The following is a 15,748-nucleotide window of genomic DNA, read 5'->3' as shown; positions in this document are numbered from 1 at the left end:
CCGGTCGGCGTTGCGGGAACAACATTACATGACCTGCGCCGAGAGGCGAAATCCGATTCCCGCACCGGCGCTGACCTGGGCAAATGGCGCTGGGGCGAGCTCGGGGGCCGTGCGTACGGCCGTGGTGGGCGCCGAAGAGGTAGACGCGTAGACGCGGCGCGAGTGGTCGTAGATCAGGTCGTCGGTGGCGTCGCGGACCAGTTCCGTGGCCTCCCGCACGGCCGGATCAGGGCGAGGTCGCGAAAAAGCCCCGTCCGCGGTGCGGGCGGGGCTCTTCGAACGAGCGGAGGCTCCGGGATTTGAACCCGGGATGGGGGGTTACCCCAAACCGCATTAGCAGTGCGGCGCCATAGACCAGACTAGGCGAAGCCTCCAGCACCCCCGCGCGAGCGCGAGGTGGTGCGTGCAGATGATGACACAGGCCAGCGGCCCGTCACCAATCGGAGCCTACGCTACCGGGCGAGCGCCCAACGGGGCAAAGTCGGCGCGAAGAGCGAAACGCGCGGGCGGGAGGCGCGTTAGTGGGGTTGAGGGGCCACAGGTACATGACACCGGCCCCGTTCGGTCCCGTACACCTGGAGTTCCCCCATGTCGCTCCGTCGTCTCGGCGTCACCGCCGCCGTGCTGCTCCCGGCCGCCCTGCTCGCCCTCCCCACGGCCGCCTCCGCCGCCGACATCCCCGCCCGGCCGCTGCCCGTGCCCGCTCCCGCCCACGACGACCACCTCACCGTCACCGTCACGGGCAGCGGCGCCGCCGACGGTACGTACGAGCTCTACTGCCACCCCGCCGGCGGCACCCACCCGCACGCGAAGGCCGCCTGCGACCAGCTCGACCGCGCCACGGTGTGGGGCACGGACACCTTCGCGCCCGTGCCGACGAACAGGATGTGCACGCAGATGTACAGCGGGCCCGAGCAGGCGCACATCTCCGGCAGTTGGGCCGGGCGGCCCGTGAACGCCGACTTCAAGCGGACCAACGGGTGCGAGACCGCCCGCTGGAACAAGTTCTCCAGCGTGTTGGGGACCTCGCGCGGCTGAGCCACGGGTAAGCCACGGCCCGCCCGCCCCGTCGTCGTAGCTCCGGCGTGCGCCCCCGTCAGCCGCGGGCGCACGCCGTCCCGCCCCCGCCCGCCCCCGGTGCTTCCCCTCTCCACGCTCCCCCCGCGCCACGCCCGCGCCACGCCCGTATCCACCGCCGTACCCCGTCATCCCCCGACGCGCCCGCATCCGCAGCCCGTAGACTTCTTGTCAGTGACACGGCGCGGGGCCGACGGCAGGACAGGGCCCGCGGACGTCGGCAGACTGTGGTGACCAGGGAGGAACGTCCGTCGTGAGCAGCAGGCCATCCCGAGGCGCTGCTCGCCTCGCAGCCATACTCGACGCCCTCCCCGACGCGCTGCTGCTGGTCAACTGCAACGGCACCGTCGTCAACGCCAACCACATCGCGCTGGAGGCCTTCGAGGCCCCCGGCACCGGGCTGGTCGGCCGCGGACTCCTCGACCTGCTCCCCGACTTCGACTCCCGGCGCATCCCCGGCTCGATGCGGCGCGTGGACGAGCACGAGGGCGAGGGCGGCCGTACGAAGCCGACCCGGATGGTCGCGCGGCGTACGGACGGCACGCAGTTCCCGGTCGAGGTGACCAGCGCGAATCTGGAGGACGGCCGTACCCCGTACGCCGACCACCACCCGTACACCGGCGACGAGCTGCTGATGCTCGTCGTACGCGACCTCACCGGCACCCTCGACACCGAGGCCGAACTCGCCCGCCAGCAGCGCCAGACGGAGATGATCCTGCGCGCCGCCGCGGAGGGCGTGGTGGGCGTGGACACGGCCGGCAAGGTCGTCCTCGTCAACCCCTCGGCCGCGCAGATCCTCGGCTACCGCGCCAGCGACCTCGGCGGCCGGGAGCTGCACCCCCTCATCCAGCACTCGCGCGCGGACGGCTCCCCCTTCCCGTACGAGGAGTCGGCGATCGCCGACACGCTGCGTTCCGGGCGCAAGCACCGGGTGCGCGGGCAGGTGCTCTGGGCCAAGGACGGCCGTTCGGTGGCGGTCGATCTGACGACCGCGCCGGTACGGGACGGGGACCAGCTCGTCGGGGCGGTGATGACGTTCACGGACCGGCGCGCGTACGACACGCTCGCCGAGCGGCACGCCCAGCTCCTGGCCGTACTGGACCAGTCGCTGCGCGGCCCGCTGGAGCAACTCCGGGCCGAGCTGGGCACGCTGGCCGCCGACCCGGCCGGGCAGCTCTGGCCCGAGGCCAACCAGGTGCTGCACCACCTGACGGCCGGTTACGCCCGGATGACCACCCTTGTCGACAATGTCCTCAGCTTCCAGCGACTCGACGCGGGCGCCGACCGGCTGGAGCGCGAGAAGGTCTCGCTCGACACGGTCGTATCGGCCGGCGTCGAGGGCGCGATCGAACTGATCGGTCCGGGGCGCGCGCAGTTCGCCGTGCACGCCCCCCCGATAGAGGCCGAGGTGGACGCGGAGCGGCTGGCGCAGGCGCTGGCCCATCTGATCGCCGACGTCGCCGGCGTCGACTCCACCGGCAACTCGCCGGCGCAGTCGCCGATGGGCGCGGGCCCCGGGGCCGCCGACTCGACGATCGTCGTCGCGGCGGCGCAGCGCGGCGAGGTCGTACGGATCGAGGTGCGCGGCCCGTACCCGGGCGGCGACCCCGTGCACGGGCCGATCGTGCGCGGCATCGTGCGCCGGCACGGCGGCGTGCTTCAGACCCACGAGATGCCGGGCGCGGCGGGCGGCAGCGCGTACGTGCTGGAGGTGCCGATCTCCGCGAAGGGCGGCCCGGTGCCCCTCGGACCCGAGCGCCTGGCGGACCGCGAGAACGCGACCACGGTCATGCCGCTGCCCGCGCAGCGGGCGCGGGGGACCGGGGCGGGGCACGACGCGGCGGGCGGCGGTTCCGCGCGTGGTGCGGACGGCGCGCGCGCCGCGGAGGGGGGCGTGCAGCCTCCTCGCGCGCCGCACGGGGGGCAGGCGGCCGACGGTTCCCAGGGGTCTCAAGGGGAGCAGGGGGCTCGGGGGGATCAGAGGGCTCAGAGGGCTCTTGGGTCCGGGCCCGGTGGGCAGCAGGATCAGGCTTCCGCTCAGGCTTCAGCCCAGTCTCCGGCTCAGTCCTCGGCCCAGTCCCCCGCTCCCGGCAGTGGGCGGCGCGGCCGCCGCGGGCCCGAGGCGGGCGACGAGGGGAACGGCCCGGACGACACCTCCGGCGGCGGCGGTGGCCAGCGGCGGCCCATCGGTCCGCAGCGGCCCGGCGGCGGGCCCGCGGGCGCGGCCGGCCCGCAGGGCGGCGGCCCCATGCCGCCGCTCGCCCAGCACGCGGAACGCCCCGAGCACCTCGGCGGCGGCCCGGCGGCCGGGGCGGGACAGCACGGTACGGACGCGCGGAACGGCTCCGGGAGCGACGGCGGGAGCGACGCGGGAAGGGCCGGGATCGGCGGCCGTACGGGCGGCAGTGACGGTTCCGCCGGTTCCGGCGGTCAGGCGTACCGGCCGCAGCGGCCCGGCAGCAGCGACCCGGCGTACGGGCCCGGGCCGCAGGGCGGTCCTCATAACGGGCCTCAGAACGGACCGCAGAGCGGGTCACAGAACGGGCAGGGCCCGCAGGGCGGTGGCCCTGGTGGGCAGGGTTACGGGCCGCAGGGCTCGGGACCCGGCGCCGGGCACGTACAGCCGCCTGCCCAGCCGCAAGGACTGGACCAGCCGCAGCCGCAGCCGACCGGGCGGCGGCGCGCCCGGCGCAGCCCGCAGGAGGAACAGCTCGGCGCGGGCGATGCCGAAGCACAACCGCACGGACGGCCCAACCGGCACGGCCGGAGCGGGGGCCTCGACCCCTCGGCGGACGCGGCGGCGGACGGGCGTACCGGCCACGGCGCACCCGGCGGCGGCGAGTCGCCCCACGAACTCCCCCCGCCGACCGGTCGCCGCGCCCGACGGGACGCGGCACGGCAGGCAGAGCTCGCACGGCAGGCGGCACAGGCTTCGGAGCCGCCGGCCGGGCGGGCCGTTTTCGCGTTGCCGCCCGCCGAGGCTGACCGCACCCCGCAGTCGGAGCTGCCCAGCGCCCTCGGGCCGACGCCGCCGGGCGGCCTCGCCCAGTACGAGCCGGGTCAGTACGGGCCGGGGCCGGGTCCTGGGGCGGGCCCCGGGCCGGGTGCCATCCCTGGTCAGCAGAGCCCCGGCGCGTACCACGAAGGGCCGCGCGGCGACGGCTCGTACGGCGGGGGGCCGTACGGAGACGGATCGCACGGTGACGGATCGCGCGGCGAAGGTTCGTACAACGACGGCTCGTATGACGCGGGCCGCCAGCAGACGCCGGCCCGGGCCACGGGGCGGCGTGCTCGGCGTGCGCTGGCGGAAGCGTCCGAGCGGGCGGTTCCGGGGCAGGAGGAGAGCGAACCGGCCGCGCCGCGCGGGCCGTTCGCGCTGCCGCCGGCGGCTGCCGACCGTGCTCCTCAGCAGTTCCCGGAGGCTCAGGCGGAGCACGGGGGGCCGTACCCCGGCGGGCCGTTCCCTGGCGGCCCGCTGCCCGGGGACCCGCTGCCCGGCGGTGCGCTGCCGCAGGCGCGTTCGGGCGAGACGGAGGGCGCGGCCGGGCCCCGGGCCAGGTCAGGGAGCGAGGAGTCGTCGGCGGCCGTGGGCGGTGCGCCCGGCGGTTCGGGTGCGGGGGCGCAGGGCGGCCAGGGCCCGTGGGGCGGCGCGGGCGGCGGCGAGCAGCCGTCGGGCCGTCGTCGGGCGCGGCGGCCGCTGGCCGAGGAGCCGCGCGGGGAGCGCGGCCAGCACAGCGAACACGGCGACCCCAGCCAACGCGGCGAGCCCAGCCAACACAGCCAATACGGCCAGCACGGCGATCGGAGCGGCCACGGTCCGGGGGCCGACGGGCCCGTCCTGCCCCGCCAGATGCCTCCGCACCAGCAGCACCAAGCGCACCAGCAGCCGCATCTGCCGCCGCAGCCGCTCCCCGCCGAGACCGCTGCCGACCCCAACGCGCCCGCCCCCGCACCGGGCCAAGCCGGTCAGGGCGGCCAGGCCGGTCAGGGTCGCCAGGGCGGCCAGGGCGGCCAGGGCCAGCAGCGCTCGATCAGCGTGCGTACGCTCGGCCAGGGCGCGCCGTTCGCGCGGCAGATGGACGATGGCGGCCAGATGGACGGCGGACAGCGGCAGTCGTCCGCACAGGCCCCGACCCCCGCGGGCGGTACGGCCACGGGTTCGGGCTCGGGGCGGCGGCGCAAGCTGAGTACGCCGCCGGACACGGCCGAGCGCGGCGGCGTACCCGGTGCGCAGCCCACCGGGCCGCAGGGGCAGCCCCACGGCCCCGCTCCGTCACAGCCGCAACCGCAACCGCACCCCCAGCAGCCGCACCAGCCGGCGCACCAGCCGGCGCACCTTCTGCACGCCCCCGAGGGCCGCGCCTACGCCATCGGGGCGCCGGACGCGGGCGCGGCCGAGGGACCCGAACCGCTGGACGGTCCGAACGGCGCGGTCGAGGTCCACGACGACCAACGCCCCCCGATGGACGACGAGTTGCCGCCGGAGCCGCTCGACAACCCGCGTCGGCTGCTCGTCTGGCCCGCCCCCGACGTCACGACGCAGCAGGCGCTGAGCGACCGCGGCTACCGGCCCGTCATCGTGCACTCCCGGGAGGAGGTCGACGCGCAGATCGCCGCCTACCCGGCGGCGCTGTTCGTCGACCCGCTGACCGGGCCGATCACCCGCAAGGCGCTCCAGTCGCTGCGCCAGGCGGCGGTCGCCGCCGAGGTTCCGGTGCTGGTCACCGCGGGGCTCGGGCAGGCCACGCGGGAGGCCGCCTACGGGGCCGACCCGGCCGTACTCCTGAAGGCGCTCGCCCCGCGCGACAGCGAGCAGCACCCGCCGCGCGTCCTGCTGATCGAGGAGCAGGAGCCGATCGCGGCGGCGCTGACGGGCACGCTGGAGCGGCGCGGCATGCAGGTCGGGCACGCGACGACGGACGCGGACGCGGTGGCGCTCGCGGCGCGCCTCCGCCCGAACCTGGTGGTCATGGACCTGTTGCAGGTACGCCGCCGACGCGCCGGCATCGTCGACTGGCTGCGCGGCAACGGCCTCCTCAACCGCACCCCCCTCGTCGTCTACACCTCCGCCGACCTCGACCCGTCCCAACTGCCGAGGCTCGCGTCGGGCGAGACGGTCCTCTTCCTCGCGGAGCGCTCGACCAGCACCGAGGTGCAGGGGCGGATCGTGGACCTCCTCGCGAAGATCGGCAACAACTGAGCCGGCGGTGCCAAGCGCCCGTCCGGCCGGGTCCGCCCCCACTAACCTCCGCTCCATGAACGACAGCGTGTACGTGGGCAACGCGGGCAAGGACGCGACCCTGGACCGCGGCTGGCTCCTCGGCCACTTCAAGAACGCCGGCGACCCGCGCCACAGCGATTCCGTGGAGATCAAGTGGGGCGTCCACCCGCGCGGCGACGAACGGCCCCGCTGGGTGCGCGGCGAGGAGCGTACGGCCCTGCTGGTCCTCATCAGGGGCCGCTTCCGCGTGGAACTGCCCGGCCGCAGCGTCGTGTTGGCCGAGGAGGGGGACTACGTGGTGTGGGGGCGCGGGGTCGGCCACTCCTGGTTCGCGGAGGAGGAGTCGGTGGTGCTGACGGTGCGCTGGCCGTCCGTACCGGGATACGCGGAGCCGACGGACGGATAACCGGCCGGGCGGGCCGAAGCTCCCCTGCCCCGCCCGACCTGGGTCCCCAGCGCCCCAACCCCCTACGCCCCCAGCTCCGTGACCTCCAGTTCTCCCGCGGCGTGCTGGCGGCGGAGGACCTTTTTGTCGAACTTCCCCACCGAGGTCTTCGGGACCGTGTCCACGCGCGCCCAGCGCTCCGGGAGCTGCCAGCGGGCGACGGAGTCGGCGAGGAAGTCGCGGAGTTCGGCGAATTCGGCGGTGGCGCCTTCCTTGAAGACGACGGTGGCCAGCGGCCGTTCACCCCATTTCTCGTCGGGGACGGCGACGACGGCGGCCTCGGCGATGGCGGGGTGGGCCATGATGCGGTTCTCCAGTTCGACGGAGGAGATCCACTCGCCGCCGGACTTGATGACGTCCTTGGCGCGGTCGGTGAGGGTCAGATAGCCGTCGGGGGTGATGGTGCCGACGTCGCCGGTGCGGAGCCAGCCGTCGGGGCTGAACTTGTCGTCGGGCCGAATGGGTTCACCGGCGGCGCCGCCGTAGTAGGCCCCCGCGATCCACGGCCCGCGTACCTCCAGTTCGCCGGCGGACTCGCCGTCCCAGGGCAGGATCTCGCCGCCGGGCCCCGCCAGCCGGGCCTCGACCGGGGCGGGCAGGCGGCCGGCCGTGACGCGGTACGGCCAGGCGTCCTCGGCGCTCACGCCGTGCGGCGGGAAGGCGACGGAGCCGAGCGGTGAGGTCTCCGTCATCCCCCACGCCTGCACCACGGTCAGCCCGTGCCGTTCCTCGAAGGCCCGCATCAACGACGGCGGACACGCCGAACCCCCGCTGACCACGGTTTTGAGGCTGGAGACATCGCGCGGCCGGGCGTCCAGCTCGGCCAGCAGCCCCTGCCAGATGGTGGGCACACCGGCCGTGAACGTCGGGCGTTCCGCCTCGATCATCTCGGCGAGCGGCGCGGGCTGGAGATAGCGGTCGGGCATCAGGATCGACGCGCCGGCCATGAAGGCGGCGTGCGGCAGGCCCCAGGCGTTCACGTGGAACATCGGCACGACCGGGAGGCAGACGGCGCCGGGGCTCAGCCCGAACGCCTCAGCACTGTTGACCTGCATGCAGTGCAGATACATGGAGCGGTGCGAGTACACGACCCCCTTGGGGTCTCCGGTGGTGCCGGAGGTGTAGCACATGGCCGCGGCGGCGCGTTCGTCCAGCTCGGGCCAGTCGTACGAGGTGGGGCGGCCGGCGATCAGCTCCTCGTACTCGTGCACGGTGACGGCGGCGCGGCCCGGCGCGGCCCCGCGTACGCCCCCTCGTACGGAATCCGGCGCGGACTCCGACTCCTCCCGTACGGAATCCAGTGCCGTGTCCAGTACGGAACGGTCGCCGGGGCCGCTGACGACCACGTGCCGTACGGCCGGCAGCCGGGGCAGCGCCGCGGCGAGCATCGGCAGCAGGCTGCCGTCCACGAGGATGACGGGGTCCGCGGCGTGGTTGGCGATCCAGACCAGTTGCTCGGGCGGCAGCCGCAGGTTGAGGGTGTGGAGCACGGCGCCCATGGAGGGGATGGCGAGGTACGCCTCCAGGTGCTCGCAGTTGTTCCACATGAGGGTCCCGACGACATCCGACTCGCGTACGCCCAGCTCGTACCGGAGCGCGTGCGCGAGCTGCGCGGCCCGGGCGCCGACCTCGGCGAAGCTCCGCCGCCGCGGCTCCTCCTCCCCGGCCCAGGTGGTCACGCGGGCCGCCCCGTGGACCGTCGCCCCGTGGTTCAGAATCCTCGACGCCAACAGCGGTACGTCCTGCATGGTGCTCTGCATCGGGGGTGCCTCCCGGTGGCCTGTTACGCGCGAGTAGGTAGACCCGATTCTGCTTCCGTACCGCCGGGTATGTCACTACCTCGCCGGGCGCGGGCGCGGGGCCGAGGCGGCGCCGGAGTCAGGTACCGGCCGGCGGCGAGGCGCACCCGCCCCGCACCGCCGCCCCCGCACTCACTTGCACAGAGCGGTGTCCACCACGGCCTGGACGTCGGCCGGGCCCCGGGCGGAGGAGGGTCCGTCGGCCGTGACCGCGACCGTCACCGCGCGGCCGCCGTCTGTGACGCCGCCCAGCGTGTGGTAGCCGGATATGTCGCCGCCGTGCCCCCACATCAGGCCGCCGCAGCTCAGCGGGGTGCTGATCACGCCGAGCCCGTACCGCGCCCCCGGCCACAGACCGGGCGCCGGGACGGTCGTACGCATCTGCTTGAGCTGCGCCGGCTTCAGGAGCTTGCCGTCGAAGAGTGCGGTGAAGAAGCGGTTCAGGTCGCTCGGCGTGGAGATCAGTTGGCCGGCCGCCCAGGCCGCCGACGGGTCCATCTTCGTGATCTTCTCCAGCGGCGCCCCGGGCTTCACGGCGAGGTAGCCCTCGGGGTGGGCGCCCCGGATGGACTCGTCGCCGGGGGCCGGGAAGTAGGTGTGGTGCAGCCCGGCGCGCTGGATGACCCGGTGGTCGATCTCCTCGGCCAGCGGGCGGCCGGTGACCTTCTCGATGATCAGCCCGGCCAGCAGGTAGTTGGTGTTGCTGTACGACCAGCCCTTGCCGGGTTCGAAGTTGGCCTTGTGGGCCAGCGCCAGGTCGAGCATGGAGCGGGGCTGTACGTACAGGTGGCGGCCCTTGCCGTTCGGGGCCTCCATGAACTGGGCGTAGTCCGGCAGCCCGCTGGTGTGCTGGAGCAACTGGTGGACCGTGATGCGGCGGCCGTCGATCCCCTCGCCCCGTACGAGGTTCGGCAGATACCGCTCGACCGGCGCCGCAAGGTCGATCTTGCCCTCCCCCGCCAGTTGCAGCACGACCGCGGCCGTGAACGGCTTGGTGTTGCTGCCGGCCCGAACCTGCCCGTCCACCGGCACCTTCGCCTTGGTCTTCAGGTCCGCGACGCCCGCGGTGTAGTTGTGCGTACGGCCGTCCCGCCCGGTCGAGGAGGCCAGGGCGGCCGGGTAGTCGTCCTCGTGCACCAGCCGCTCCAGGCCCTTGCGCACGCCGCCGTCCCCCGGCCCGCGCGACTGCGCGTTCGCCACGGTCAGCGTGGTGCAGACGGCCAGCCCGGCGGCGATCGCGGCCGTCAGCGCGATCCTCCGCCGCCGCTTGGTCCACCGCGATGCGCGAACGCCGCGAAGCCGCTGGGAATCGTCGGACATGGGGGCTCTCCTTGAACGAAGGACGACGGGAGGTGACGCCTTCAGCTTCCGCCCCCGCGGACGCCCCCACCATCCCCCCAACCCGCCGATCAGGGGTGTACGTAGCCCCCTGCTCCTCTGGTGCCTCACACGCACCAACGGCCACCAACCGCACGGCCCATCGCCCCATCAACCCGTCACGGCACGTCCCCCCACAACCCGCCTCGGCACGGCACGGCGGGCCCGCGCGGCGTCACACCCTTATCGCCAGCGTCACCACCGCGCCCACGGCCTGGACGCCGTCCGGCGCGCCCCCCTCCCCCATCGCCTCCGACGCCCCCGCCGCCCCGCCGTCTATCACCAGCCGGTCGGTCACCAGCCGGGCCAGCCACAGCCCCCGGCCGGTGTGCGCGCCGTCGAGGCCCGGCAGGAGTTCGGGGATGACGGACTCCGGGAAGCCGGGGCCGTCGTCGGCGATGCGGCACTCCAGCTCGCCGCTGCGCCGGCGCAGCGTCAGGCAGCCGCGACCGCCGCCGTGCTCGATCGCGTTGGAGGCGATCTCGTTGACGGCCAGCACGAACTCACCCCAGCGCGGTTCCTTGAGCCCCGCCGACGCCGCGCACTCACCGACGGCCACCCGCAGGCCCGGCAGGTCCTCGCCGGTGAAGACGCACTCCAGCAGCCATTCCTCGGCACCGTCGCCGCCGGAGAGGTCGCGGGGATCGGACCTCATCGCTGCCTCCCCTGAACCGACCCCTCGCCCAGCCCCTCGCCCGGCCCGTCGCCCGGCTCGCCGCCTACCCCCCGGTCCAGGCGTTCGCCCGCCGCCTCCGCCACCGCCAGGCGGCGGTTGGAGCCCGCGCCGAGCCTGCGCAGCGTACGCGCCTGAAAGGCGTCGCACCGCACCTCTATCCGTCTGCCGCCCTCGGCCCGTTCGGCCACGAGCAGCAGGTCGGCGGCGCAGCCCACGCCGAGGAAGTTCAGGTCGGTGAGGTCCACGAGCAGCCGGCCGGCCACCGGCGTACGGGCCATGGCCGCCTTCAGCGCGGCCGTGAACTCCGCACGCGTCGCCAGGTCCGCGTCACCGGTCAGCCGCACCACGCCGTCATCGGCGTGGACCACCCGCAGCGACCCCAGCCGCTCCAGGAGGTTCCTGGGGTGGGCCGCGGCCATGGCGTCCAGCACCTCCCCGCTGAACGCCCGGCGGTCGTACGCGCAGATCTCGCTGTACGGGGCGGTCTCGAAGAGATGGTCCGCGTGCGTCTCGCGGTAGAGCATCGTCTCGATGTCCGCGTCGAGATCCGCCACCCAGTGCATGTCGATGTACGCGCGGAACCCCTGGTAGCCCTCCCGTACCGCGCGCTCGGTCTCCGTCGTGATGCCCTCCCACTGCCGCTCCGGCGTGAACTTCCGATGGGGGAGGATCAGCGACCGCATGCTGCTGAGCACGATCTGGCCCCTGCGCCGCGCGGCCGACGCGGCCGGCCCCCAGGCGTCGAGGCGGTCGAGGACCTCGCTCTCGGGCAGCCCGGGCGTCGGGAAGAGCATCACCTTCTCGCCCCGGCCGAGCCCCGTCCACGCGAACGCGGTCAGGACGCCCCAGGGGCCCTCGTCGTCCTCGTAACTCACGAAGGCGTGGTCTCCGGGCCGCATTCGCTGTACGGGAATCACGCCGGTGCTCTCCGTGTCCCAGGCAGCCATCCGCCTCCGCCCTCTCCCGTTGACGGCGCCGTCCGGCGGCCGGTTACGCGGAGGCTACCCAGAGGGGAGGGGTTGACAGACCGATGACCTCAATACCCCCGGTAACTGTCTCAAAGAGCCCGGGAGCCACCGAGAACGGTCCAGGACTGCCCGTAAACGGTCGCCGAGCACCGCAATCTGCCCAGACCCGGACCCGGACTGTGTGGCAGGGACGGCACCACCCGTACCGCGCGGCACGGCACGGCACCGCCCGGAACCCGGACGGCCGTCAGGCCGCCTTCACGAGTTCCGGGTCCTCCCGGAGCTTGCCCAGCGCCCGCGACACCGCGCTCTTGACCGTCCCCACGGAGACCCCCAGCAGCTCGGCCGTCTGCGCCTCCGTCAGGTCCTCGTAGTACCGCAGGACGACCATCGCGCGCTGCCGCTCCGGGAGCTTCCGCACCGCGCGCCACATCGCGTCCCGCAGCACCTGCTGCTCGGCCGGGTCCGGGGCGGGCGCTGTCTCGCGCTCCGGCAGGTCGTCGCAGGAGAACTCGTCGACCCGCCGCTTGCGCCACTGCGAGGTCCGCGTGTTCACCAAGGCCCGCCGGACGTAGCCGTCCAGCGCCCGGTGGTCCTCGATCCGCTCCCAGGCCAGGTAGGTCTTGGCCAGCGCCGTCTGGAGCAGGTCCTCGGCGTCGCACGGGTTCGAGGTCAGCGAGCGGGCGGTGCGCAGCAGCACCGGTCCGCGGGCCCGTACGTACGACGAGAACGACGGGAACACGGCAGTGGATGCGCTCGTGCACACAGGCGTGGTCATGGCTCAACGCTAGAAGCGCGCCGGTACGCGGCGGATCGCCCGAAGGTGCCGAAGAACGATCCCTCTCAGGTCGTACTGGTCGGGGTTTCCCCACCTCCTCCAGGGGGAGAGCGATCAGGGTCCCTCAGGGTGGGCGCCCCGAGTGCCCAGGGCCCCGCGGGCCCCGATCGCTCCCCCCGGACCCCGCCCCCGGCCCCGTACCGTCCGCACGGCCCCGCCCTGGATGACGCGGGCAAGCCCGGAACGGATGACAGCCGGTCATCCTTCGGGGGCAGGGGGCGGGAGATGGGGGGCAGGAGATGGGGGCGGGGGCGAGGCTCACCCGCCGCCCCCGCCCTCCCCTCACTTGATGACCGCCACCGGCGCGTCCACCGCGTTCCGGTCGATCCTCATCCGCCGGCCGCCGTGCGTCTCGGTCACGTCCCCCGCGTACTGGTGGATCCTGCGGTGCGGCTGCCACGCCCCGCCCGCCAGCGACCGCTCCTTGTTGACGGACGGCCCCATGTGCCAGCGGGCGAACCACATCACGGCGGGCAGGTCCTTGACCCCGGCCCGGCGCGCCGTCTCCATGTGCCGTACGCCGGAGTCGGCGCTGCTGTAGAAGCCGGGCAGGTAGCCGTGGGCGCGCACCGTCCTGCTCCAGCCGCGGATGAACGCGAGGGTCGTACGGGCGCACCCCTTCTTGCGGAAGTTGTACGCCTCCATGTCGAGGTAGAGCGCGCTGCGCGGCGCCATGGCCATCGCCTTGGCCCGGCGCACCGCGTCCCGCCCCTCCGCCTTGCCCTGCGTCCAGGGGCGGGCGCCGATGGGCACGTGCTTCTTGTGGGCGCTGCCCACGCACCGCGACTGCGAGCCGACGTACACGGGCAGCACCCGCCAGCCCATGGCGCGGGCGCCGCGCATCCAGCGGGGGCCGAGGTACGGCTGGTTCGGGCAGGCCCGGCCGCGGCCGCCGTAGTAGACGCCGACGGCGCGGTACGGAGAGGAGCGCCAGGCGCGGAGGGTGGTCAGCGACGGGGCGTGGCAGGTGTCGAAGGCCCGGCCCTTGTAGACGGTGGCGCCGGCCGCGCGCGGGTCGCCCGTGGTCGCACGGGCCGCGGAGAGCTGCCCGGCGCCCGTCCGCTCCTCGCCGGCGCCGGGCTTCTCCCGCGTATCGGCCGCCTCGGCCCGCTCGTCCTCCAGCGCCCGGCCGATCTCGTCGCCGATGTCGCCGGGGCCGGGACCGGGGCCATCGAAGTCTCCGGCACCGGCGGCGTTCGCGGCGTCGGTCGCGTCGGCGATGGCGTCCGCCACGGGGTCGGGGTCGTCGGCCGGCCGGGGGCGCGGGGCAGCGCCCGCCGCGTGCTCGGCGACGCCGGCCGTCCCCGCCGCGGAGGCGGACTGCGCGTCCATGGCCCCGGTGAGTGAGACGGCCGTCGCGGTCAGCGCGGCGGCGCACCCCAGGAAGTGCTTCCGCCGAGTCAATGGCATCCGGCGGCCCAGCGGGGCTAGACGGGCCAGTGAGACTAGACGTGCCCGCAGACCTAGGCGGCCCAATGGAACTAGGCGGCTCAGTTGGATCAGACGGCTCAGTGGGATCAATCGGCTCAGTGGGACCAAGCGGCCGAGTGAGACCAGGCGACTCAGTGAGATCAGTCGGTTCATACGCCGAATGAAAGTGCCGACACAGCGTCATAGCGTGCTGTGACGCCGCCCGTTCAGCCGTCTGCGCCGAGAAGCAGCCCGGACGTGGGAACGCCCGTGCCCGCCGTGACCAGTACCCGCTCCGCCCCGGCCACCTGGTTGACGGAGTCGCCCCGGAGCTGGCGCACGGCCTCCGCGATGCCGTTCATGCCGTGCAGGTACGCCTCGCCGAGCTGGCCCCCGTGCGTGTTGAGCGGCAGTTCGCCGGCGGCCACGAACCCCGCCCCCTCCCCCGGCCCGCAGAAGCCGAACTCCTCCAGTTGCATCAGCACGAACGGGGTGAAGTGGTCGTAGAGGATGCCCACGTCGATGTCGCCGGGCGCCAGTCCGCTCGTACGCCAGAGCTGCCGCGCCACCACGCCCATCTCCGGCAGCCCGGTCAGCTCGTCGCGGTAGAAGCTGGTCATCTGCTCCTGGCCGCGGCCCGCGCCCTGGGCGGCGGCGGTGATGACGGCGGGCGGGTTCGGCAGGTCGCGGGCGCGCTCCACGCTCGTCACGACGAGCGCCTGGCCGCCGTCGGTCTCCTGGCAGCAGTCCAGCAGCCGCAGCGGCTCCACGATCCAGCGCGAGGCGGCGTGCTCGGCGAGCGTGATCGGTTTCCCGTAGAAGTACGCGGCCGGGTTCCGTGCCGCGTGGCGGCGGTCGACCACGGCGACCTCCCCGAACACCTCGGGGGCCAGCCCGTACGCGTGCAGATACCGCTGGGCGGCCATCGCTACCCAGGACGCCGGGGTGAGCAGCCCGAACGGCAGCGCCCAGCCGAGCGCGGCGCCCTCCGCGGAGGGCTCGCGCCGCTGCACCCCGGAGCCGAAGCGGCGGCCGGAACGCTCGTTGAACGCGCGGTAGCAGACGACGACCTCCGCGACCCCCGAGGCGATCGCGAGCGCCGCCTGCTGCACGGTCGCGCAGGCCGCGCCGCCGCCGTAGTGCACGCGCGAGAAGAAGGACAGCTCCCCGATGCCGGCGGCCTGCGCCACGGTGATCTCGGGGCTGGTGTCCATGGTGAAGGTGACCATGCCGTCCACGTCGGCCGCCGTCAGCCCGGCGTCCGCCAGGGCCGCGCGCACGGCCTCGGCGGCGAGCGTCAGCTCGCTGCGCCCGGAGTCCTTGGAGAACTCGGTCGCCCCGATGCCGACGATCGCGGCCTTCCCGCCGAGCGCGTCGGCGCGCCGCACGCTCATGCGGCACCTCCGTTGCGGAAAGGGCCGCCGTCGCGGGAAGAGTCGCCGTCGCGGGAAGGGCCACTGTCACGAGAAGAGTCGCCATCGCGGGAACGGCGGTCGCCGTCCTCGCGGGAACGGCGGCCGCTGTCGCCGACGAGTACGGTCGCGGCCCCCGTGACATGGTGGCCGATCCCGTTCCGGCCGCGCACCGCCACCGTCACGGCCGTCCCGCTCCCGTCCGCCGCCTCCCCGGCCACGTCCGTCACCTCGCCGGTCAGCACCATCTCGTCCCCCGGGTAGTTCGGCGCGCCGAGCCGGATCGCGACCTTGCGCAGCACGGCGTCCGGCCCGAAGTAGTCGGTGAGGTAGCGGCCGACCAGGCCGTTGGTGGTGAGGATGTTCATGAAGATGTCCGGGGACCCCTTCTCCTTGGCCGCTTCCGCGTCGTGGTGCACGTCCTGGTAGTCGCGGGAGGCGATGGCGCCCGCGACGATGAGGGTGCGGGTGATGGGGACGCGCAGCGGGGGCAGCAGGTCGCCCGTCCGCACCGCCTCCGGGTCC

12 protein-coding genes and 1 tRNA gene are annotated in these 15,748 nt (G+C 74.4%); 3 read left to right on the top strand and 10 right to left on the bottom strand.

Features of this window, described 5'->3' with window-relative positions:
* Positions 1 to 24: 24 nt before the first annotated feature.
* Positions 25 to 219 (bottom strand): hypothetical protein, encoded by a 195-nt coding sequence (locus IF55_RS40475; protein WP_030892786.1) that lies wholly within the window; start codon positions 217 to 219, stop codon positions 25 to 27.
* A gap of 65 nt (positions 220 to 284) precedes the next feature.
* Positions 285 to 374 (bottom strand) — tRNA-Ser (locus IF55_RS09610).
* Positions 375 to 588: 214 nt separating this feature from the next.
* Here IF55_RS09610 and IF55_RS09605 point away from each other — a divergent pair.
* The 3 genes from IF55_RS09605 (at position 589) to IF55_RS09595 (ending at position 6,704) form a co-directional block, all read left to right on the top strand.
* Positions 589 to 1,038: an SSI family serine proteinase inhibitor gene (locus IF55_RS09605; RefSeq protein ID WP_030892783.1), complete on the top strand. Its 450-nt coding sequence runs from the start codon at positions 589 to 591 to the stop codon at positions 1,036 to 1,038.
* A gap of 292 nt (positions 1,039 to 1,330) precedes the next feature.
* Positions 1,331 to 6,277 carry a PAS domain-containing protein gene (locus IF55_RS09600; RefSeq protein ID WP_048831805.1) on the top strand — a complete coding sequence of 1,649 codons (4,947 nt, stop codon included), beginning with the start codon at positions 1,331 to 1,333 and terminating at the stop codon, positions 6,275 to 6,277.
* A gap of 55 nt (positions 6,278 to 6,332) precedes the next feature.
* On the top strand, positions 6,333 to 6,704 hold the full coding sequence (locus IF55_RS09595; protein ID WP_030892775.1) for a cupin domain-containing protein: 372 nt from the start codon (positions 6,333 to 6,335) through the stop codon (positions 6,702 to 6,704).
* Positions 6,705 to 6,766: 62 nt separating this feature from the next.
* Here IF55_RS09595 and IF55_RS09590 read toward each other — a convergent pair whose 3' ends face one another.
* From IF55_RS09590 to IF55_RS09555, 8 genes are all read right to left on the bottom strand, one after another.
* Positions 6,767 to 8,503, bottom strand: a complete 1,737-nt coding sequence (locus tag IF55_RS09590) for a long-chain fatty acid--CoA ligase (RefSeq protein ID WP_030892773.1) — start codon at positions 8,501 to 8,503, stop codon at positions 6,767 to 6,769.
* Positions 8,504 to 8,674: 171 nt separating this feature from the next.
* A complete protein-coding gene (locus tag IF55_RS09585) occupies positions 8,675 to 9,862 on the bottom strand; it encodes a serine hydrolase domain-containing protein (RefSeq protein ID WP_048831804.1) in 1,188 nt (395 codons plus the stop codon).
* Between the two features lie 232 nt (positions 9,863 to 10,094).
* On the bottom strand, positions 10,095 to 10,574 hold the full coding sequence (locus tag IF55_RS09580; protein WP_048831803.1) for an ATP-binding protein: 480 nt from the start codon (positions 10,572 to 10,574) through the stop codon (positions 10,095 to 10,097).
* Positions 10,571 to 11,542, bottom strand: coding sequence for an MEDS domain-containing protein (locus IF55_RS09575; RefSeq protein WP_078643994.1), 972 nt, complete (start codon positions 11,540 to 11,542; stop codon positions 10,571 to 10,573). The genes IF55_RS09580 and IF55_RS09575 overlap by 4 nt, the downstream gene beginning before the upstream one ends.
* Before the next feature lie 268 nt (positions 11,543 to 11,810).
* On the bottom strand, positions 11,811 to 12,341 hold the full coding sequence (locus tag IF55_RS09570; RefSeq protein WP_030892764.1) for a SigE family RNA polymerase sigma factor: 531 nt from the start codon (positions 12,339 to 12,341) through the stop codon (positions 11,811 to 11,813).
* Positions 12,342 to 12,683: 342 nt separating this feature from the next.
* Positions 12,684 to 13,811 carry a DUF1906 domain-containing protein gene (locus tag IF55_RS09565; RefSeq protein ID WP_245661124.1) on the bottom strand — a complete coding sequence of 376 codons (1,128 nt, stop codon included), beginning with the start codon at positions 13,809 to 13,811 and terminating at the stop codon, positions 12,684 to 12,686.
* 227 nt (positions 13,812 to 14,038) lie between these two features.
* A complete protein-coding gene (locus IF55_RS09560) occupies positions 14,039 to 15,205 on the bottom strand; it encodes a lipid-transfer protein (RefSeq protein WP_030892760.1) in 1,167 nt (388 codons plus the stop codon).
* Positions 15,202 to 15,735, bottom strand: coding sequence for a MaoC family dehydratase (locus IF55_RS09555; RefSeq protein WP_078644031.1), 534 nt, complete (start codon positions 15,733 to 15,735; stop codon positions 15,202 to 15,204). Before IF55_RS09555 ends, IF55_RS09560 begins: the two co-directional genes overlap by 4 nt.
* Between the last annotated feature and the right edge of the window lie 13 nt (positions 15,736 to 15,748).

It is taken from the genome of Streptomyces varsoviensis (genome assembly GCF_000718635.1).
Taxonomy (GTDB): domain Bacteria; phylum Actinomycetota; class Actinomycetes; order Streptomycetales; family Streptomycetaceae; genus Streptomyces; species Streptomyces varsoviensis.
Note: the sequence above shows the minus strand (reverse complement) of the source record. Positions and strands in the feature narration are given on the sequence as shown.